The 19,569-nt window shown below is 40.8% G+C and carries 33 protein-coding genes; all 33 read left to right on the forward strand.

All coding sequences use genetic code 11. The annotated features are described in order from the left end of the window. Window positions 1–254 precede the first annotated feature (254 nt). Window positions 255–677 carry a 30S ribosomal protein S12 gene (gene rpsL / locus WAX78_RS24175; protein WP_098309996.1) on the forward strand — a complete coding sequence of 141 codons (423 nt, stop codon included), beginning with the start codon at window positions 255–257 and terminating at the stop codon, window positions 675–677. 29 nt (window positions 678–706) lie between these two features. After that, window positions 707–1,177 (forward strand): 30S ribosomal protein S7, encoded by a 471-nt coding sequence (gene rpsG / locus WAX78_RS24180; protein WP_035433720.1) that lies wholly within the window; start codon window positions 707–709, stop codon window positions 1,175–1,177. A 208-nt stretch (window positions 1,178–1,385) separates the two neighbouring features. Then, complete coding sequence (gene fusA, locus WAX78_RS24185) at window positions 1,386–3,464, forward strand: elongation factor G (protein WP_336484568.1); 2,079 nt, start codon at window positions 1,386–1,388, stop codon at window positions 3,462–3,464. A 121-nt stretch (window positions 3,465–3,585) separates the two neighbouring features. Then, a complete protein-coding gene (tuf, locus tag WAX78_RS24190) occupies window positions 3,586–4,773 on the forward strand; it encodes an elongation factor Tu (RefSeq protein WP_336484569.1) in 1,188 nt (395 codons plus the stop codon). Between the two features lie 487 nt (window positions 4,774–5,260). Continuing rightward, on the forward strand, window positions 5,261–5,569 hold the full coding sequence (gene rpsJ / locus WAX78_RS24195) for a 30S ribosomal protein S10 (RefSeq protein WP_001040596.1): 309 nt from the start codon (window positions 5,261–5,263) through the stop codon (window positions 5,567–5,569). Between the two features lie 33 nt (window positions 5,570–5,602). Then, the gene (gene rplC / locus WAX78_RS24200) at window positions 5,603–6,235 is read left to right on the forward strand and encodes a 50S ribosomal protein L3 (RefSeq protein WP_253628363.1); all 633 of its coding nucleotides are present in this window, start codon (window positions 5,603–5,605) and stop codon (window positions 6,233–6,235) included. Between the two features lie 26 nt (window positions 6,236–6,261). Then, window positions 6,262–6,885, forward strand: a complete 624-nt coding sequence (gene rplD / locus WAX78_RS24205) for a 50S ribosomal protein L4 (protein ID WP_154710857.1) — start codon at window positions 6,262–6,264, stop codon at window positions 6,883–6,885. Further along, window positions 6,885–7,175, forward strand: coding sequence for a 50S ribosomal protein L23 (rplW, locus tag WAX78_RS24210; protein ID WP_098310001.1), 291 nt, complete (start codon window positions 6,885–6,887; stop codon window positions 7,173–7,175). Before rplD ends, rplW begins: the two co-directional genes overlap by 1 nt. A gap of 28 nt (window positions 7,176–7,203) precedes the next feature. Then, on the forward strand, window positions 7,204–8,034 hold the full coding sequence (gene rplB, locus WAX78_RS24215; RefSeq protein ID WP_098310002.1) for a 50S ribosomal protein L2: 831 nt from the start codon (window positions 7,204–7,206) through the stop codon (window positions 8,032–8,034). Window positions 8,035–8,094: 60 nt separating this feature from the next. Beyond that, on the forward strand, window positions 8,095–8,373 hold the full coding sequence (rpsS, locus tag WAX78_RS24220) for a 30S ribosomal protein S19 (protein WP_020062296.1): 279 nt from the start codon (window positions 8,095–8,097) through the stop codon (window positions 8,371–8,373). Window positions 8,374–8,390: 17 nt separating this feature from the next. Continuing rightward, on the forward strand, window positions 8,391–8,732 hold the full coding sequence (gene rplV / locus WAX78_RS24225; protein WP_011983250.1) for a 50S ribosomal protein L22: 342 nt from the start codon (window positions 8,391–8,393) through the stop codon (window positions 8,730–8,732). Window positions 8,733–8,735: 3 nt separating this feature from the next. Beyond that, window positions 8,736–9,395, forward strand: coding sequence for a 30S ribosomal protein S3 (gene rpsC / locus WAX78_RS24230; protein WP_020062297.1), 660 nt, complete (start codon window positions 8,736–8,738; stop codon window positions 9,393–9,395). A gap of 1 nt (window position 9,396) precedes the next feature. Further along, window positions 9,397–9,831, forward strand: coding sequence for a 50S ribosomal protein L16 (rplP, locus tag WAX78_RS24235; RefSeq protein ID WP_020062298.1), 435 nt, complete (start codon window positions 9,397–9,399; stop codon window positions 9,829–9,831). Further along, window positions 9,821–10,021 (forward strand): 50S ribosomal protein L29, encoded by a 201-nt coding sequence (gene rpmC, locus WAX78_RS24240; protein WP_000855718.1) that lies wholly within the window; start codon window positions 9,821–9,823, stop codon window positions 10,019–10,021. The genes rplP and rpmC overlap by 11 nt, the downstream gene beginning before the upstream one ends. Window positions 10,022–10,041: 20 nt before the next feature. Continuing rightward, window positions 10,042–10,305, forward strand: coding sequence for a 30S ribosomal protein S17 (gene rpsQ, locus WAX78_RS24245; RefSeq protein WP_011983253.1), 264 nt, complete (start codon window positions 10,042–10,044; stop codon window positions 10,303–10,305). 43 nt (window positions 10,306–10,348) lie between these two features. After that, on the forward strand, window positions 10,349–10,717 hold the full coding sequence (gene rplN / locus WAX78_RS24250) for a 50S ribosomal protein L14 (RefSeq protein ID WP_035433708.1): 369 nt from the start codon (window positions 10,349–10,351) through the stop codon (window positions 10,715–10,717). 38 nt (window positions 10,718–10,755) lie between these two features. Beyond that, entirely contained in the window at window positions 10,756–11,067 is a 312-nt protein-coding gene (gene rplX / locus WAX78_RS24255; RefSeq protein ID WP_090918562.1) for a 50S ribosomal protein L24, read from the forward strand. Window positions 11,068–11,093: 26 nt separating this feature from the next. Beyond that, window positions 11,094–11,633 (forward strand): 50S ribosomal protein L5, encoded by a 540-nt coding sequence (gene rplE / locus WAX78_RS24260; protein WP_098917215.1) that lies wholly within the window; start codon window positions 11,094–11,096, stop codon window positions 11,631–11,633. A 33-nt stretch (window positions 11,634–11,666) separates the two neighbouring features. Continuing rightward, entirely contained in the window at window positions 11,667–11,852 is a 186-nt protein-coding gene (rpsN, locus tag WAX78_RS24265) for a 30S ribosomal protein S14 (protein WP_020062302.1), read from the forward strand. Between the two features lie 29 nt (window positions 11,853–11,881). After that, a complete protein-coding gene (rpsH, locus tag WAX78_RS24270) occupies window positions 11,882–12,280 on the forward strand; it encodes a 30S ribosomal protein S8 (protein ID WP_020062303.1) in 399 nt (132 codons plus the stop codon). Window positions 12,281–12,311: 31 nt separating this feature from the next. Further along, the gene (rplF, locus tag WAX78_RS24275) at window positions 12,312–12,851 is read left to right on the forward strand and encodes a 50S ribosomal protein L6 (RefSeq protein ID WP_336484570.1); all 540 of its coding nucleotides are present in this window, start codon (window positions 12,312–12,314) and stop codon (window positions 12,849–12,851) included. A 31-nt stretch (window positions 12,852–12,882) separates the two neighbouring features. Beyond that, window positions 12,883–13,245: a 50S ribosomal protein L18 gene (rplR, locus tag WAX78_RS24280; RefSeq protein ID WP_336484571.1), complete on the forward strand. Its 363-nt coding sequence runs from the start codon at window positions 12,883–12,885 to the stop codon at window positions 13,243–13,245. A 21-nt stretch (window positions 13,246–13,266) separates the two neighbouring features. Beyond that, window positions 13,267–13,767: a 30S ribosomal protein S5 gene (gene rpsE / locus WAX78_RS24285; protein ID WP_336484572.1), complete on the forward strand. Its 501-nt coding sequence runs from the start codon at window positions 13,267–13,269 to the stop codon at window positions 13,765–13,767. Between the two features lie 17 nt (window positions 13,768–13,784). Continuing rightward, window positions 13,785–13,967 carry a 50S ribosomal protein L30 gene (gene rpmD / locus WAX78_RS24290; protein WP_020062307.1) on the forward strand — a complete coding sequence of 61 codons (183 nt, stop codon included), beginning with the start codon at window positions 13,785–13,787 and terminating at the stop codon, window positions 13,965–13,967. 33 nt (window positions 13,968–14,000) lie between these two features. Next, window positions 14,001–14,441: a 50S ribosomal protein L15 gene (rplO, locus tag WAX78_RS24295; protein ID WP_098310007.1), complete on the forward strand. Its 441-nt coding sequence runs from the start codon at window positions 14,001–14,003 to the stop codon at window positions 14,439–14,441. Continuing rightward, a complete protein-coding gene (gene secY, locus WAX78_RS24300; protein ID WP_336484573.1) occupies window positions 14,441–15,739 on the forward strand; it encodes a preprotein translocase subunit SecY in 1,299 nt (432 codons plus the stop codon). The genes rplO and secY overlap by 1 nt, the downstream gene beginning before the upstream one ends. 53 nt (window positions 15,740–15,792) lie before the next feature. After that, window positions 15,793–16,443: an adenylate kinase gene (locus WAX78_RS24305; protein ID WP_098310009.1), complete on the forward strand. Its 651-nt coding sequence runs from the start codon at window positions 15,793–15,795 to the stop codon at window positions 16,441–16,443. Continuing rightward, a complete protein-coding gene (gene map / locus WAX78_RS24310) occupies window positions 16,443–17,189 on the forward strand; it encodes a type I methionyl aminopeptidase (protein WP_336484574.1) in 747 nt (248 codons plus the stop codon). The genes WAX78_RS24305 and map overlap by 1 nt, the downstream gene beginning before the upstream one ends. Window positions 17,190–17,256: 67 nt before the next feature. Then, the gene (gene infA / locus WAX78_RS24315; RefSeq protein ID WP_020062312.1) at window positions 17,257–17,475 is read left to right on the forward strand and encodes a translation initiation factor IF-1; all 219 of its coding nucleotides are present in this window, start codon (window positions 17,257–17,259) and stop codon (window positions 17,473–17,475) included. 35 nt (window positions 17,476–17,510) lie between these two features. Further along, window positions 17,511–17,624: a 50S ribosomal protein L36 gene (rpmJ, locus tag WAX78_RS24320; protein ID WP_000868344.1), complete on the forward strand. Its 114-nt coding sequence runs from the start codon at window positions 17,511–17,513 to the stop codon at window positions 17,622–17,624. 21 nt (window positions 17,625–17,645) lie between these two features. Next, on the forward strand, window positions 17,646–18,011 hold the full coding sequence (rpsM, locus tag WAX78_RS24325) for a 30S ribosomal protein S13 (RefSeq protein ID WP_035433696.1): 366 nt from the start codon (window positions 17,646–17,648) through the stop codon (window positions 18,009–18,011). A 24-nt stretch (window positions 18,012–18,035) separates the two neighbouring features. Next, window positions 18,036–18,425, forward strand: coding sequence for a 30S ribosomal protein S11 (gene rpsK / locus WAX78_RS24330; protein ID WP_336484575.1), 390 nt, complete (start codon window positions 18,036–18,038; stop codon window positions 18,423–18,425). A gap of 181 nt (window positions 18,426–18,606) precedes the next feature. Further along, complete coding sequence (locus WAX78_RS24335; protein ID WP_000569645.1) at window positions 18,607–19,551, forward strand: DNA-directed RNA polymerase subunit alpha; 945 nt, start codon at window positions 18,607–18,609, stop codon at window positions 19,549–19,551. Window positions 19,552–19,569: the final 18 nt, after the last annotated feature.

A 19,569-nucleotide genomic window follows, 5' to 3' on the forward strand; every position in this document is an offset into this window, starting at 1 on the left:
TGAATGTAATTCAACACGGTATAGTTAGAACGTTGCAGTAGCTTTTGCAGTGCAACATAACGTACTTTTTAAAAACTGGATCTCAGCATGAAAATGAATGAGATGCGGTAGGAGCTTCAGCGATAGGAATAACAAGTTAAAACTGTTTTTGTGAGGAGAGAGCATTTGCTCTCCCTTGCAAAAACTTTGTTTTCAACTAATAATGAACCACCTGGATATGTGGTCATACAAACGTGCGAAGGGAGGATAAATTAATGCCTACTATTAACCAATTAGTGAGAAATGGACGTACTGATAAAGTATGGAAATCTAAATCACCTGCGTTAAACAAAGGTTTCAACTCTTTAAAGAAAAAAGCAACTGATATCTCTGCACCTCAAAAACGTGGTGTATGTACTCGTGTTGGTACAATGACTCCAAAGAAACCGAACTCAGCGTTACGTAAATACGCTCGTGTACGTTTAACAAATGGTATCGAGGTTACTGCTTACATCCCAGGTATCGGTCATAACCTACAAGAACACAGCGTAGTATTAATTCGCGGTGGTCGTGTAAAAGACTTACCAGGGGTACGTTACCACATCGTTCGTGGTGCGCTTGACACTGCTGGTGTTGACAAACGTATGCAAGGACGTTCTAAATATGGTACTAAGAGACCAAAAGCTGCTAAGAAATAATAAAACTGAACTGAAAGGAGGAACTCAATATGCCTCGTAAAGGACCTGTTGCGAAACGTGACGTGTTACCAGATCCAATGTACAATTCTAAACTTGTAACACGCCTAATCAACAAAATGATGGTTGACGGTAAAAAAGGTAAATCTCAAACAATTCTTTATAATGCGTTCGATATCGTTCGTGAACGTACTGGTAACGAACCAATGGAAGTATTCGAGCAAGCTCTTAAGAACATCATGCCTGTTCTTGAAGTACGCGCTCGTCGTGTTGGTGGTGCTAACTACCAAGTTCCAGTTGAGGTTCGTCCGGAACGCCGTACAACTTTAGGTCTTCGTTGGTTAGTAAACTATGCTCGTCTTCGTGGTGAAAAAACTATGGAAGAGCGTTTAGCTTACGAAATCTTAGATGCAGCTAACAATAGTGGTGCATCTGTTAAGAAACGTGAAGACACTCACAAAATGGCAGAAGCTAACAAAGCATTTGCTCATTACCGTTGGTAGGATTCAACGAAAAATAACTATAAGCATAAACCGCTTTATTTGTCGCTTATGGAAGTGTGGAGAGGGAGAATACCTCTCCCTTTCAATGGGCGCTCGTTTTACATAATGAGGGTACTAGACATACTGACATATGTAACAAAATAAAGTGGCTTTTTTGCTACTTAAAATAAAAAAATCCAATCCGTATTAGGAAGGAGAAAGACACCAAATGACTAGAGAGTTCTCCTTAGAAAACACTCGTAATATTGGTATCATGGCTCACATCGATGCTGGTAAAACAACAGCAACTGAGCGTATCCTGTACTACACAGGCCGCATTCACAAAATCGGTGAAACTCACGAAGGTGCATCTCAGATGGACTGGATGGAGCAAGAGCAAGAGCGTGGTATCACAATTACTTCTGCAGCAACTACTGCTCAATGGAAGGGTCACCGTGTAAACATCATTGACACTCCAGGACACGTAGACTTCACTGTAGAAGTAGAACGTTCTTTACGCGTACTTGACGGTGCTGTAGCAGTACTTGACGCGCAATCTGGTGTAGAACCACAAACAGAAACTGTTTGGCGTCAGGCTACTACTTACGGTGTACCACGTATCGTGTTCGTTAACAAAATGGACAAGATCGGTGCAGACTTCTTATACTCTGTAGGAACAATTCATGACCGTTTACAAGCAAACGCTCATCCAATTCAGTTACCAATCGGTGCTGAAGATCAATTTACGGGAATTATCGACCTAGTAGAAGAGTGTGCATACATGTACACAAACGACTTAGGAACAGATATCCAACGTATTGAAATTCCTGCAGAACATAAAGAATTAGCTGATGAATACCGTGGAAAACTTATCGAAGCGGTAGCAGAGCTTGATGAAGAAATGATGATGAAGTACCTAGAAGGTGAAGAAATCACTGTAGAAGAGCTTAAAGCTGGTATCCGTAAGGCTACAACTTCTGTTGAATTCTTCCCAGTAATCTGTGGTTCAGCATTCAAAAACAAAGGTGTTCAAATTCTGTTAGATGCAGTTATCGACTACCTTCCATCTCCACTTGACGTACCTGCTATTAAAGGTATCATTCCGGATACAGATGAAGAAGTAGAACGTAAATCTAGCGATGAAGAACCATTCGCAGCTTTAGCATTCAAAATCATGACTGACCCTTATGTTGGTAAATTAACGTTCTTCCGTGTGTACTCTGGTACATTAAACTCTGGATCATACGTGAAAAACTCAACTAAAGGTAAGCGTGAGCGTGTAGGTCGTATCCTACAAATGCACGCAAACAGCCGTGAAGAGATTTCAACAGTTTATGCTGGTGACATCGCTGCTGCTGTAGGGTTAAAAGATACTACAACTGGTGATACTCTTTGTGACGAGAAGAGCCTTGTTATCCTTGAGTCTATGGAATTCCCAGAGCCGGTTATCTCTGTAGCTATCGAACCAAAATCTAAAGCTGACCAAGATAAAATGGGTACAGCATTATCTAAGCTTTCTGAAGAAGATCCAACATTCCGTGCTCACACTGACCAAGAAACTGGCCAAACAATCATCGCTGGTATGGGTGAACTTCACCTTGATATCATCGTTGACCGTATGCGCCGTGAATTCAAAGTGGAAGCAAACGTTGGTGCTCCTCAGGTAGCATACCGTGAGACTTTCCGCGCTTCTGCGAAAGTTGAAGGTAAGTTCGCTCGTCAATCTGGTGGTCGTGGACAATTCGGTCACGTTTGGATTGAGTTTGAACCTAACGAAGAAGGTAAAGGATTCGAATTCCAAAACAAGATCGTCGGTGGTGTAGTTCCACGTGAATACATCCCAGCTGTAGGAGCAGGTCTTGAAGATGCGCTTAAAAATGGTGTACTTGCAGGATATCCTGTAGTAGACATTAAAGCTGCATTAGTTGACGGATCTTACCATGATGTTGACTCCTCTGAGATGGCGTTCAAAATCGCTGCATCTATGGCCCTTAAAGCTGCGGTTTCTAAATGTAGCCCAGTAATTCTTGAGCCAATGATGAAAGTTGAAGTTGTAATTCCTGAAGAGTACATGGGTGACATTATGGGTGACGTAACATCTCGTCGTGGACGTGTAGAAGGTATGGAAGCTCGCGGTAACGCACAAGTTGTTCGCGCTATGGTTCCACTTTCTGAAATGTTCGGTTATGCAACGGCATTACGTTCTAACACTCAAGGACGCGGAACATTCTCAATGACATTTGATCATTATGAAGAAGTACCGAAGTCTGTTTCAGAAGAAATTATTAAAAAAAATAAAGGTGAATAATTGATTTTTATCGATTGTTCAAGTATAACTACTTATGTAAGCTTAGAAAGAAGCGGGGCTTAGGCCCCTTACTTTCTAGTCTGAATATAAAATAACCTATATAACTAAGGAGGAATTTAGAATGGGAAAAGCTAAATTCGAACGTTCTAAACCACATGTTAACATTGGTACAATCGGCCACGTTGACCATGGTAAAACTACATTAACTGCTGCTATCACTACAGTTCTTGCAAAAGCTGGTGGTGCTGAAGCGAAAGGTTACGACCAAATCGATGCTGCTCCAGAAGAAAGAGAGCGCGGTATCACAATCTCAACTGCACACGTTGAGTACGAAACTGAAACTCGTCACTATGCACACGTTGACTGCCCAGGTCACGCTGACTATGTTAAAAACATGATCACTGGTGCTGCTCAAATGGACGGCGGTATCTTAGTAGTATCTGCTGCTGATGGCCCAATGCCTCAAACTCGTGAGCACATCCTTCTTTCTCGTCAAGTAGGTGTTCCTTACATCGTTGTATTCTTAAACAAATGCGACATGGTTGACGACGAAGAGTTATTAGAATTAGTAGAAATGGAAGTTCGCGATCTATTATCTGAATACGACTTCCCAGGCGATGATATCCCTGTAGTTAAAGGTTCTGCTCTTAAAGCTCTTCAAGGAGATGCTGAGTGGGAAGCAAAAATCATTGAATTAATGAACGAAGTTGATGCTTACATCCCAACTCCAGAACGTGACACTGAAAAAGCATTCTTAATGCCTGTTGAGGACGTATTCTCTATCACAGGTCGTGGTACAGTTGCTACTGGTCGCGTAGAGCGCGGTATCGTTAAAGTTGGTGACGTAGTAGAAATCATCGGTTTCACTGAAGAAAACAAATCTACAACTGTAACTGGTGTAGAAATGTTCCGTAAGCTTCTTGACCAAGCTCAAGCTGGAGACAACATCGGTGCTCTACTTCGTGGGGTTGCTCGTGAAGAAATCCAACGTGGACAAGTTCTTGCTAAAACTGGCTCTGTAAAAGCTCACGCTAAATTCAAAGCTGAAGTTTTCGTTTTATCTAAAGAAGAAGGTGGACGTCACACTCCATTCTTCGCTAACTACCGCCCACAATTCTATTTCCGTACAACTGACGTAACTGGTATCATCCAATTACCAGAAGGTACTGAAATGGTAATGCCTGGTGACAACATCGAAATGACTATCGAACTTATCGCTCCAATCGCGATCGAAGAGGGAACTAAGTTCTCTATTCGTGAAGGTGGACGTACTGTAGGTTACGGTGTAGTTGCAACTATCGTTGAGTAATCTTAACTGATATATGAAACCCAAGGGATTTTCCCTTGGGTTTTTTATTTATCCGGCTATTTGTGAGTAGGAAGCCCTCACCTCAAAATTGAGAGAGAAGTGAGGAAGACGGGCAGAGGAAGAAAACCTACTGATGGAAGTTTCAATTTATAATAGATAAAGATCTATTTTTAAGCTTTGACGAGTTTCTTCTATAATATATAAACTACAAAACCATCCAACCAAAAACTGTAAAAAGAATTACAGCAGATGAAAACTTGAAATTATTTAAAGTGCCATGTATAATAGCAAAAGTAGAGAAAAGCAGATGCAAACAAAAAAATGCTTGCATCTGGACGAATAACATTGTATAATAAACAATGTTGGTCTTTGACTGCGATGAAGTGGAAGGTTGCTGACACACCCGGCCGCTTTGCCATGGCGAGTGTGTGGAAATTTCCATGGAGAATGTCTATTTTTAAAATAGGCGAACGAAGGAGGGAAAATAATGGCAAAAGAAAAAATTCGTATTCGTTTAAAAGCTTACGATCACCGTATTCTTGATCAGTCAGCTGAGAAAATCGTAGAAACAGCTAAGCGTTCTGGGGCGACAGTTTCTGGTCCAATCCCATTACCAACTGAAAAAACTGTTTACACGATTCTTCGTGCGGTTCATAAATACAAAGATTCTCGTGAGCAATTCGAAATGCGCACGCACAAACGTCTAATCGACATCGTGAGCCCTACTCCACAAACAGTAGACTCTTTAATGCGTTTAGACTTACCATCTGGTGTAGATATCGAAATCAAACTATAATTTATATAAGTTAAAATGTAGGAGGTGTAACTCATGACCAAAGGAATCTTAGGAAAAAAGATCGGTATGACTCAAGTATTTGCTGAAAACGGCGAGCTAATTCCTGTAACTGTTATCGAAGCAACTCCAAACGTTGTTCTTCAAAAGAAAACTGTTGAAACTGATGGCTACAATGCAATTCAGTTAGGTTTTGATGACAAGCGCGAAAAATTAGCTAACAAACCTGAACAAGGTCACGTTGCTAAAGCAACTACTGCTCCTAAGCGCTTCATTCGCGAACTTCGCGATGCAGACGTGGAAGGACAAGAAGTTGGTCAAGAGGTAAAAGTAGAAGTTTTCGCTGCAGGTGAAACTGTAGACGTAACAGGTATTTCTAAAGGTAAAGGTTTCCAAGGTGCTATTAAACGCCACGGACAATCTCGCGGACCTATGTCTCACGGTTCTCGTTATCACCGTCGTCCTGGTTCAATGGGCCCTGTTGCTCCGAACCGTGTATTTAAAGGCAAAAAGCTTGCTGGACGTATGGGTGGAGACCAAGTTACTATCCAAAACTTAGAAATCGTTCAAGTTGACGTAGAACGCAACTTACTGTTAGTAAAAGGCAACGTTCCTGGCGCTAAGAAATCTCTTGTAGTTGTTCGTAGTGCTGTTAAGGCTAGCAAATAATTCTCTATAAGAAAGGAGGAACCCCAATGCCAAAAGTAAAGTTATTTAACCAAACTGGTTCTGAAGTTGGTGAAATCCAATTAGCTGAAACTGTTTTCGGTATCGAACCAAATGAAGCTGTACTTTTTGAAGCAGTAATGATGCAACGTGCATCTTTACGTCAAGGTACACATAAAGTAAAAACTCGCTCTGAAGTGCGCGGTGGAGGTCGTAAACCATGGCGTCAAAAAGGAACTGGACGTGCTCGTCAAGGTTCTATCCGCTCTCCTCAATGGCGTGGTGGTGGTACGGTATTCGGACCTACACCAAGAAGCTATGCATACAAACTACCTAAAAAAGTTCGTCGCTTAGCTATTAAATCTGCATTAGCTACTAAAGTAGTTGAGAACAACATCGTAGTTCTTGAAGACTTAGTGTTAAATGCACCAAAAACAAAAGACATGGTAGCAGTTCTTAAAGGATTAACTGTTGAGAAGAAAGCTCTTATCGTAACTGCTGATGTAAACGAAGCAGTTGAGTTATCTGCTCGCAATATTCCTGGAGTAACAGTAATCACTGCTGATGGCGTAAACGTTTTAGACGTGCTTCATCATGATAAGCTAATCATGACAAAAGCGGCAGTGGAAAAAGTAGAGGAGGTGCTTGCATAATGAAAGATCCTCGTGATATCATTAAGCGCCCAGTTGTCACTGAACGTTCTATGGAAATGATGGCTGAAAAAAAATACACGTTCGATGTGGACGTTAAAGCTAATAAAACGGAAGTTAAAGATGCTGTAGAAGCTATCTTTGGTGTTGAAGTTGATAAAGTAAATATCATGAACTACAAACCAAAAGCAAAACGTGTGGGTCGTCACGCTGGTTTCACTAACCGTCGTCGTAAAGCAATCGTTAAGCTTACTGCTGACAGCAAAGAAATCGAGATCTTCCAAGGAGTTTAATTCTTACTAAAGAAGGAGGGAAAATCAGATGGCAATCAAAAAGTATAATCCAACTACTAACGGTCGTCGTAACATGACTACGAATGATTTCGCTGAAATCACGACTGATAGACCGGAAAAATCATTACTTGCGCCTTTAAGCAAAAAGGCTGGACGTAATAACCAAGGTAAAATCACTGTACGTCACCAAGGTGGCGGACACAAGCGTCAATACCGTATCATCGACTTCAAACGTAACAAAGATGGAATTCCTGGACGCGTTGCTACGATCGAATACGATCCAAACCGCTCTGCGAATATCGCATTAATTAACTACGTTGACGGTGAAAAACGTTACATCCTTGCTCCTAAAAACTTAGAAGTAGGTATGGAAATCATGTCTGGCCCAGAAGCGGACATTAAAATCGGTAACGCATTACCATTAATCAACATTCCAGTAGGTACAGTTGTTCATAACATCGAGCTTAAACCAGGCCGCGGTGGACAATTAGTTCGTTCTGCTGGTACATCTGCTCAAGTACTTGGTAAAGAAGGTAAATACGTACTTGTACGTTTAACTTCTGGTGAAGTACGCTTAGTTCTAGCTACTTGCCGTGCTACAGTAGGTCAAGTAGGTAATGAGCACCATGAACTTATTAAAATTGGTAAAGCGGGTCGTTCTCGCTGGTTAGGCAAGCGCCCAACTGTTCGTGGTTCTGTAATGAACCCAGTTGATCACCCACACGGTGGTGGTGAAGGTCGCTCACCAATCGGACGTAAGTCTCCAATGTCTCCATGGGGTAAACCAACTCTTGGATTCAAAACTCGTAAGAAAAATAAAGCGTCTGACAAATTCATCGTTCGTCGTCGTAAAAAATAATGGGGTTGTAGTACGGTTCATTTCTAGAACCGTACGGCAATCACGAAGGGAGGCACCAAAATGGCTCGTAGCTTGAAAAAAGGACCATTTGTTGATGATCATTTAATGAACAAAATTGCAAAGTTAAATGAAACTGAGCAAAAACAAGTTGTAAAAACTTGGTCTCGTCGTTCAACGATCTTCCCACAGTTTATTGGTCATACAATCGCTGTATATGATGGTCGTAAACACGTTCCTGTATACGTAACTGAGGATATGGTTGGCCACAAGTTAGGTGAGTTCGCACCAACTCGTACGTACAAAGGTCATGATGCTGACGATAAGAAAACTAGAAGATAATGAGAGGAGGCACTTCAATGCAAGCTAAAGCAGTAGCGAGAACAGTTCGTATTGCTCCTCGTAAAGTTCGTTTAGTAGTAGACTTAATCCGAGGTAAGCAAGTGGGTGAAGCGATTGCTATCCTTAACCACACACCAAAAACTGCTTCTCCAGTTGTAGAAAAAGTTTTGAAATCTGCAATTGCAAATGCAGAACATAACTATGAAATGGATGTAAACAACTTAGTTGTTGAAAAAGTTTTCGTTGACGAAGGTCCAACGTTAAAACGTTTCCGTCCACGTGCAATGGGTCGTGCAAGCCAAATTAACAAACGCACAAGCCACATCACAGTTGTGGTATCAGAAAAGAAGGAGGGATAATCGATGGGTCAAAAGGTTAGTCCAGTTGGTCTTCGTGTCGGTATCATTCGTGATTGGGAATCTCGTTGGTACGCTGAAAAAGATTACGCTACATTCTTACATGAAGACATCAAAATTCGTGAATACATCAACGTTCGCTTAAAAGATTCTGCTGTTTCTAAAGTAGAAATCGAGCGTGCGGCAAATCGTGTAAATGTTACAATTCACACTGCAAAACCTGGTATGGTAATTGGTAAAGGTGGTACAGAAGTTGAAGCACTTCGTAAAGCTCTTAACCAATTGACAGGTAAACGTGTACACATCAACATTTTAGAAGTTAAGAGAGCTGATCTTGACGCTAAATTAGTAGGCGAAAACATCGCTCGTCAATTAGAAAACCGTGTATCTTTCCGTCGTGCACAAAAGCAAGCAATTCAACGTGCTATGCGTGCAGGAGCTAAAGGTATTAAAACACAGGTTTCTGGTCGTCTTGGCGGAGCTGATATCGCTCGTGCAGAATCTTACAGTGAAGGAACTGTTCCACTTCATACACTTCGCGCTGATATTGACTATGCAACAGCTGAAGCTGATACAACGTACGGTAAATTAGGCGTAAAAGTATGGATCTACCGTGGAGAAGTCCTTCCTACAAAAAAGAAAGCTTCTGAGGAAGGAGGAAAATAATATGTTAATGCCTAAACGCGTAAAATATCGTAGAGAGCATCGTGGTAAAATGCGTGGTCGTGCAAAAGGTGGCGCTGAAGTACATTTTGGTGAGTTTGGTTTACAATCTCAAGAAGCTTCTTGGATTACAAACCGTCAAATCGAAGCAGCTCGTCGTGCAATGACTCGTTATATGAAACGTGGCGGTAAAGTTTGGATTAAAATTTTCCCTTCTAAACCTTACACTGCTAAACCTCTAGAAGTACGTATGGGTTCCGGTAAAGGGGCTCCAGAAGGTTGGGTAGCAGTAGTAAAACCTGGAAAGGTTATGTTTGAAATTGCGGGTGTATCTGAAGAGGTAGCACGCGAAGCATTACGTCTTGCAGCTCACAAATTACCAGTGAAATGTAAATTCGTAAAACGTGAAGAAAATGGTGGTGAATCTAATGAAAACTAATGATATTCGTGAATTAACCACTGCCGAAATCGAAACAAAAGTTAAAGCTTTAAAGGAAGAGTTGTTTAATCTTCGCTTCCAGCTTGCTACAGGACAATTAGAGAATCCAACACGCATCCGTGAAGTGCGTAAAGCGATTGCTCGTATGAAAACTGTAGTTCGTGAAAGAGAGATCGGAATTAATCGATAAATTGAGGGGAGGTTTGCAAAGTGAGCGAACGTAACCAACGCAAAGTTTACACTGGTCGTGTTGTTTCTGACAAAATGGACAAAACGATTACAGTTTTAGTTGAAACTTACAAAACTCATTCCTTGTATGGAAAGCGCGTTAAGTATTCTAAGAAGTACAAAGCCCATGATGAGCAAAACCAAGCAAAAGTTGGCGATATCGTAAAAATCATGGAAACTCGCCCGCTTTCTGCTACTAAGCGTTTCCGTTTAGTTGAAATCGTTGAAGAAGCGGTTATTATCTAAATAGACGAATCGGAATTTTAAGTCCGAAGGGAGGTTTCATAACATGATCCAACAAGAATCTCGTTTAAAAGTAGCTGACAACTCTGGCGCACGTGAACTTTTAACAATTAAAGTATTAGGCGGCTCTGGTCGTAAATACGCAAACATCGGTGATATTATCGTTGCTACGGTAAAACAAGCAACACCAGGTGGCGTTGTTAAAAAAGGTGACGTTGTTAAAGCAGTAGTAGTACGTACGAAGAGCGGTGCTCGTCGTCCAGACGGTTCTTATATCAAATTTGATGAAAACGCAGCGGTTATCATTAAAGATGATAAGAGCCCACGTGGTACTCGTATCTTCGGACCAGTAGCTCGTGAATTACGTGATAACAACTTCATGAAGATCGTTTCTTTAGCTCCAGAAGTTCTATAATTTAAGGTCTTGCCTTGCTAAGGAGGTGCAGAAGTAAGATGCATGTAAAAAAAGGTGATAAAGTACAGGTAATCAGTGGTAAAGACAAAGGAAAACAAGGTGTTATCCTTGCAGCTTTCCCAAAAGAAAACCGTGTTATCGTTGAGGGTGTTAACATCGTTAAGAAGCACTCTAAGCCATCTCAGTTAAATCCACAAGGTGGAATTATCACGAAAGAAGCACCTATCCACGTATCTAATGTTATGCCATTAGATCCTAAAACAGGTGTACCTACTCGCGTAGGTTACAAAGTGGAAGATGGTAAAAAAGTTCGTGTTGCAAAAAAATCTGGTGAATTATTAGATAAATAAGTTCTATATGAAAGGAGGTCCCTTCATTGAATCGCCTTAAAGAGAAATTCCAAAAAGAAATTACTCCTGCTCTTGTGAGCAAGTTTAACTATAAATCTGTAATGGAAGTACCGAAAATCGAAAAGATCGTAATCAACACTGGTGTTGGTGACGCGGTATCCAATTCTAAAGCATTAGACAGTGCTGTAGAAGAATTAACACAAATCGCAGGTCAAAAGCCTGTTGTAACTCGCGCTAAAAAATCTATCGCAGGTTTCCGTCTTCGTGAGGGTATGCCTATCGGTGCAAAGGTTACTTTACGCGGCGAGCAAATGTATGAGTTCTTCGACAAATTAGTATCAGTTTCTTTACCACGTGTACGTGATTTCCGTGGTGTTTCTAAGAAATCTTTCGATGGTCGTGGTAACTACACATTAGGTGTTAAAGAGCAATTAATTTTCCCTGAGATTGATTATGATAAAGTAAGCAAAGTTCGTGGTATGGACATCGTAATCGTTACTACAGCGAAAACTGATGAAGAAGCTCGTGAACTTTTAACACAATTCGGTATGCCATTCCAAAAATAATGGAAGCCAACGCTAAGTAGAGGAGGCGAAAACGTGGCTAAAAAATCTATGATTGCGAAACAAAAGCGTACTCCTAAGTTTAAAGTGCAAGATTATACACGTTGCGAGCGCTGCGGTCGTCCGCATTCTGTATACCGCAAATTTAAACTTTGCCGTATTTGTTTCCGTGAACTTGCATATAAAGGACAAATTCCTGGTGTTAAAAAAGCTAGTTGGTAATACCCACAAATGGGAAGGAGGTAAAACACATGGTGATGACAGATCCAATTGCAGATATGCTTACTCGCATCCGTAATGCGAACATGGTACGTCATGAGAAATTAGAAGTTCCTGCTTCTAAAATCAAAAAAGAAATCGCTGAAATCCTAAAACGTGAAGGTTTCATTCGTGATGTGGAATACATCGAGGATAACAAACAAGGTATCCTTCGTATTTTCCTAAAATACGGTGTAAACAATGAGCGTGTAATCACTGGATTAAAGCGTATCAGTAAGCCTGGCTTACGCGTTTATGCAAAAGCTGATGAAGTACCACGTGTACTTAACGGATTAGGTATTGCACTTGTTTCTACATCTAAGGGCGTAATGACTGACAAAGATGCTCGTCAATTACAAACTGGTGGAGAAGTAGTAGCATACGTTTGGTAATATATATTTAAACGAACGGAGGTGTGACCACATGTCTCGTATTGGTAAAAAGATTCTTGAAATCCCTGCAGGTGTTACAGTTACAGTAGCAGAAAATAATACTGTGACTGTAAAAGGCCCTAAAGGTGAATTAACTCGTACTTTCAATGCTGATATGGTTATCAAAATTGAAGAAAATATCTTAACAGTAGAACGTCCTTCTGAACAGAAGGAACACCGTGCATTACACGGAACAACTCGTGCTCTTCTTGGAAACATGGTTGAAGGTGTAACAGCAGGTTTCGCTCGCGGACTTGAATTAATCGGTGTAGGTTACCGTGCACAAAAACAAGGTGACAAACTTGTATTAAACGTAGGTTACTCTCACCCAGTTGAGATGACTCCAGAAGCTGGTCTTGAAGTTGAAGTTCCTGCTCCTACAAAGATCGTAATCAAAGGTATCGACAAGCAACGTGTTGGCGAATTCGCTGCTAACGTTCGCGCTGTACGTGCTCCAGAGCCATATAAAGGCAAAGGTATTCGTTACGAAGGCGAAGTTGTACGTCGTAAAGAAGGTAAAACTGCTAAGTAAACCCGTTAGGTGAAAGAAAGGAGTGACAAGAATGATCACTAAACCTGATAAAAATGCGGTTCGTAAGAAAAGACACGCACGTGTACGTGCAAAGCTTGCTGGTACTGCTGAGCGTCCACGTTTAAACGTGTTCCGTTCTAATCAACACATTTACGCTCAAGTAATTGATGATGTAAACGGTGTAACATTAGCAAGCGCGTCTACTCTTGATAAAGAACTTACTCTTAACGGTACAGGCAACACTGATGCTGCTACTAAAGTTGGCGAATTAGTTGCTAAACGTGCTGTAGAGAAAGGCGTTAAAGAAGTAGTATTTGATCGCGGCGGTTACTTATACCATGGTCGTGTTAAAGCTTTAGCTGAAGCTGCTCGTGAGGCTGGCTTACAATTTTAATGGTCAAAGGAGGGAAAATAGATGCGTCGCATTGACCCAAGTAAATTTGAACTTGAAGAGCGTGTAGTTACGATAAACCGTGTTGCGAAAGTTGTTAAGGGTGGTCGTCGTTTCCGCTTCGCTGCACTGGTTGTAGTTGGTGATAAAAACGGTCATGTTGGATTCGGTACTGGTAAAGCGCAAGAGGTACCAGATGCAATCCGCAAGGCTATCGAAGATGCTAAGAAAAACTTAATCGAAGTACCATTAGTTGGTACATCAATTCCACACGAAATCATCGGTCAATTTGGAGCGGGTGAAGTATTCTTAAAACCTGCTGCAGAAGGTACTGGAGTTATCGCTGGTGGTCCAGTTCGTGCGGTTCTTGAATTAGCTGGTGTACAAGATATTCTTTCTAAATCTCTTGGTTCTAACACACCAATTAACATGATCCGTGCTACTGTAAATGGATTAAAAGATCTTAAGCGTGCTGAAGATGTTGCAAAATTACGCGGTAAATCTGTAGAAGAGCTACTAGGTTAAGAAGGAGGGAAAACATAATGGCGAAAAAGTTAGAAATTACCCTCACTCGTAGTGTAATTGGTCGTCCACAAGATCAACGTGCGACTGTAGAAGCTTTAGGTCTTAAAAAGTTGAATTCAACTGTAGTTAAGGAAGAAACTCCTGCTATTCGCGGTATGATCAACAAAGTTTCTCACCTTGTAACTGTAAAAGAAGCTTAATGATAACTCATCAATATAAGGAGGTGCCTTGGAATGAAACTTCATGAATTACAACCTGCAGAAGGTTCTCGTAAAGTTCGTAACCGTGTAGGTCGTGGTATCGGTTCTGGTAATGGTAAAACTGCTGGAAAAGGTCATAAAGGACAAAACGCACGTTCTGGTGGCGGTGTTCGTCTTGGTTTTGAAGGTGGTCAAACTCCATTATTCCGTCGTTTACCAAAACGCGGCTTCACAAACATTAACCGTAAAGAGTTTGCTATCGTTAACTTAACAACGTTAAATCGTTTTGAAGACGGTACAGAAGTAACACCTGAATTATTGCTTGAGACTGGCGTTATCAGCAAATTAAATGACGGTGTTAAAATTCTTGCAAACGGTGCAGTAGAGAAAAAGCTTACTGTTAAAGCTCACAAATTCTCTTCAACTGCAAAAGAAGCGATTGAAGCGGCTGGCGGAACAGTTGAGGTGATCTAATGTTTCGCACAATCTCCAACTTTATGCGCGTTGCTGAGATAAGAAATAAAATATTGTTCACTTTAGCGATGTTAATCGTGTTTCGGATTGGCACGTTCATCCCAGTGCCTCATACAAATGCAGATGTACTGAGAGCGCAAGACCAGTTGAATGTATTGGGTATTCTGAATACATTTGGCGGCGGAGCCTTGAAAAAATTCTCCATCTTTGCGATGGGAATCATGCCGTACATTACAGCATCCATCATCGTGCAATTATTGCAGATGGATGTTGTTCCTAAATTTACGGAATGGTCAAAACAAGGGGAAATGGGTCGTCGTAAGTTAAATCAGTTTACCCGCTACTTTACAATTGTTCTTGCTTTTATTCAAGCACTCGGTATGTCAATCGGTTTTAACGGTATGGCAGGTGGACAGTTAATTACGGATCCTAGCTGGTCAACATACTTATATATTGCTACGGTGCTGACTGCCGGAACTGCATTTCTAATGTGGTTAGGTGAGCAGATTACTGCAAAGGGAGTAGGAAACGGTATTTCTATTATTATCTTTGCAGGTATTACCGCAGCTATCCCAAATACTATAAGTCAAGTGTATGCACAGCAGTTCCAAAATGCCGGAGAAGACTTGTTCATCCGTATCGTAAAAGTTGGTTTAATTTTGTTAGCTGTGTTAGCGGTTATTGTTGGTGTTATTTACATTCAACAAGCTGTTAGAAAGATCCCGATTCAATATGCGAAGCGCGTAACTGGAAATGGTGGTTATACTGGAGCACAAAACACTCATTTACCACTTAAGGTAAATAGTGCTGGTGTTATTCCAGTAATTTTTGCTGTTTCATTCTTGATTACGCCTCCGACTATTGCACAGTTTTTCCCGAAATATGAAATATCGCAGTGGATTATTAAGAACTTTAACTATACTCATCCAGTGGGTATGATCATATATGTTACACTAATTATTGCCTTTGCATATTTCTATGCATTTGTTCAAGTGAATCCTGAACAGATGGCTGAAAACTTAAATAAACAAGGTGGATATGTTCCTGGTATTCGTCCGGGTAAGAATACAGAACAATATCTAACAAAGATCTTGTATCGTTTGACCTTTGTAGGTGCAATTTTCTTAGCGGCAATTGCAATTCTACCTGTTTTATTTATTCAAATTGCAAATCTGCCACAATCTGCTCAGATTGGTGGAACGAGTTTACTAATTGTTGTCGGTGTTGCTTTAGAGACAATGAAACAGCTCGAAAGTCAATTAGTAAAACGCCATTACAAAGGGTTTATCAAACAGTGAGTAAGTGGGAAGAGGCATCTTCCCTACATGCTCATTGATGAGGGGGAATACAGATGAACTTAATTCTAATGGGGCTTCCAGGTGCTGGTAAAGGCACACAAGCCGAAAAGATTGTTGCCAAGTATGACATCCCTCACATTTCAACAGGAGATATGTTCCGTGCTGCTATGAAAGATGAAACTGAACTTGGTTTACAAGCGAAGTCCTTTATTGATAAAGGAGCACTTGTACCAGATGAAGTTACAATCGGAATCGTGCGTGAGCGTTTAAGCCAAGAAGACTGCGTAAAAGGCTTCTTATTAGATGGTTTTCCACGAACAGTTGCACAAGCGTCAGCTCTTGAAGAAATCATGAAAGATCTTGGCAAAAAGATCAATTATGTTTTAAACATTAATGTGGATTCAGGATTGCTGTTAAAACGTTTAACAGGCCGTCGCATTTGTAAAGAGTGCGGTGCGACTTACCACTTAGAATTCAATCCGCCAGCAAAAGAGGGCGTATGTGATAAATGTGGTGGCGAGTTATATCAGCGTTCTGATGATAACGAAGAAACTGTAGCAAATCGTTTAGAAGTGAATATTAAGCAAACAAAGCCGTTGCTTGATTTCTACGAAGAGCTTGGTTACTTAAAAAGCATTAATGGTGAGCAAGATATCGATAAAGTATTTGCTGATGTCGATCTTCTCATCGGAGGCTTAGCGTAATGATTATTTGCAAAACTCCTCGCGAAATCGAGATTATGCGAGAAGCTGGCAAGATTGTTGCTTTAACTCATCAAGAGTTAAAAAAGCATATTGCCCCAGGAATTACAACGAAAGAGCTCGATCAAATAGCGGAAAAAACGATTCTAAAATATGGCGCCACGCCATCTTTTAAAGGATACAACGGATTTCCGGGAAGCATTTGTGCTTCGGTAAACGAAGAGCTTGTACACGGGATTCCAGGAAAGCGCAAGCTCCAAGAAGGCGATATTATTAGTATCGATATTGGTGCGAAATATAATGGATACCATGGAGATTCTGCATGGACGTATCCAGTAGGAAACATTTCCGAATCTGTTCAAAAGCTACTTGATGTCACAGAAAAATCGTTGTATCTTGGTCTAGAACACGCAAAACCGGGCGAACGATTATCTAATGTTTCACATGCGATTCAAACGTATGTTGAAGATAATGGATTCTCGATCGTTAGGGAGTATGTCGGTCACGGAATCGGGCAAGACTTACATGAAGACCCACAAATCCCGCACTATGGTCCACCGAATCAAGGCCCTAGATTAAAACCGGGAATGGTCATTTGTGTTGAGCCGATGGTGAACCAAGGAAGACGATATGTAAAAACACTATCTGATGACTGGACAGTGGTAACGGTAGATGGTAAATGGTGTGCACATTTTGAGCACACGATTGCTCTTACAGAAGCAGGATACGAAATCCTTACCACTTTATAGGTAGCTGGCTCTCCGGAATTTCAGAACAGTGTAGAATGTTACTGATTTGAAGAAGGGAGAACATTGAATGGCTAAAGATGATGTAATTGAAGTCGAAGGTACCGTTATTGAAACGTTGCCAAATGCTATGTTCAAAGTAGAATTAGAGAATGGGCATGTTGTATTGGCTCACGTTTCTGGTAAAATCCGTATGAACTTCATTCGTATTTTACCAGGAGATAAAGTTACGGTAGAATTATCTCCGTATGATTTAAATCGTGGTCGTATCACGTACCGCTTTAAATAATATAGCACTCCGTAATCTTTAAGGAGGTTCGAGACATGAAAGTAAGACCGTCAGTTAAGCCGATCTGCGAAAAATGTAAAGTTATTCGTAGACGTGGAAAAGTAATGGTTATTTGTGAAAACCCTAAACATAAACAAAAACAAGGTTAATCAGAAGGAGGTGCATTCGGAATGGCACGTATCGCAGGTGTAGATATTCCTCGTGACAAACGCGTTGTTATTTCTTTAACTTACGTATTCGGCATTGGTCGCACAACTGCTGAAAAAATTCTTGCTGAAGCTGGTGTTTCTGAAGAAACACGAGTTCGCGATTTAACTGAAGACGAATTAGGACGTATCCGTGATATCGTCGATCGTATCAAAGTTGAAGGAGACCTTCGTCGTGAAGTTTCTCTTAACATTAAACGTCTAATGGAGATCGGTTCTTACCGTGGTCTTCGTCACCGTCGTGGTTTACCAGTTCGTGGTCAAAACTCTAAAAACAATGCTCGTACACGTAAAGGTCCACGTCGTACAGTAGCAAATAAAAAGAAATAATAAGTAAAGGAGGTTGAACTAACAATGGCACGTAAAACAAACACTCGTAAAAAACGTGTGAAAAAGAATATTGAATCTGGTATCGCTCATATTCGTTCTACTTTCAACAACACAATCGTAACTCTTACAGATACTCATGGTAACGCGCTTTCTTGGTCTAGTGCTGGTGCACTTGGTTTCCGTGGGTCTCGTAAATCTACTCCATTCGCTGCACAAATGGCTGCTGAAACTGCTGCTAAAGTTGCAATGGAGCATGGTTTAAAAACTTTAGAGGTTACTGTAAAAGGCCCTGGTGCTGGTCGTGAAGCTGCAATTCGTTCGCTTCAAGCTGCAGGTCTAGAAGTAACAGCAATTAGAGATGTTACTCCAGTACCTCATAATGGATGTCGTCCGCCAAAACGTCGTCGTGTATAATTTTTCTGTATAGATTTTTCCCTATTGTCTATAATGGATATGATGCATTATCGAGAAATTTCGTACAGAAACATCGCTTGTTGTGCACAATCGGGAACTGCCTAAGGGGGACTTTCGGTTAGATAGAGGTGATTTCCTATGTCTAACCGAGGTTTCGACGTTTTGAAGGAGGGTTTAATAAATGATTGAAATTGAAAAACCAAAAATCGAAACGGTTGAGCTTAACGAAGATGCTAAGTATGGTAAATTCGTTATTGAACCGCTTGAGCGTGGATATGGTACTACTTTGGGTAACTCCTTACGTCGTATTCTTTTATCCTCACTCCCTGGTGCCGCTGTTACTGCCATCCAAATCGATGGCGTATTACACGAATTTTCGACAGTTGAGGGTGTAGTAGAAGATGTTACAACGATCATCTTAAACTTGAAAAAGTTAGCTCTCAAAATCTACTCTGAAGAAGAGAAGACGCTCGAAATCGATGTACAGGGCGAAGGTATTGTCACAGCTGCTGATATTACTCATGATAGTGATGTTGAAATCTTAAATCCGGATTTATACATTGCAACGTTAGCAAAGGATGCGCATTTCCGCGTGCGTTTAACTGCAAAGCGTGGCCGTGGGTATACGCCAGCTGATGCAAATAAGAGCGAGGATCAACCAATAGGTGTAATTCCTATTGATTCTATTTATACTCCAGTATCACGTGTGACTTACCAAGTGGAAAAGACACGTGTTGGACAAGTGGCAAATTATGATAAGCTTACGCTTGATGTATGGACGGATGGAAGCATCGGGCCAAAAGAAGCTATCTCTTTAGGTGCCAAAATCTTAACAGAGCATTTAAACATCTTTGTTGGTTTAACTGACGAAGCGCAAAATGCTGAGATTATGGTCGAAAAGGAAGAAGATCAAAAAGAAAAAGTTCTAGAAATGACAATTGAAGAACTTGATCTTTCTGTTCGTTCTTATAATTGCTTAAAACGTGCAGGTATTAACACTGTACAAGAGCTTGCGAACAAAACAGAAGAAGATATGATGAAAGTTCGTAACTTAGGACGTAAATCCTTAGAAGAAGTTAAGCATAAGCTAGAAGAACTAGGTTTAGGCTTACGTAAAGACGACTGAGGATTTAAACTCATCAAC

It is taken from the genome of Bacillus yunxiaonensis (assembly GCF_037104695.1).
GTDB classification, from domain to species: Bacteria; Bacillota; Bacilli; order Bacillales; family Bacillaceae_G; genus Bacillus_A; species Bacillus_A yunxiaonensis.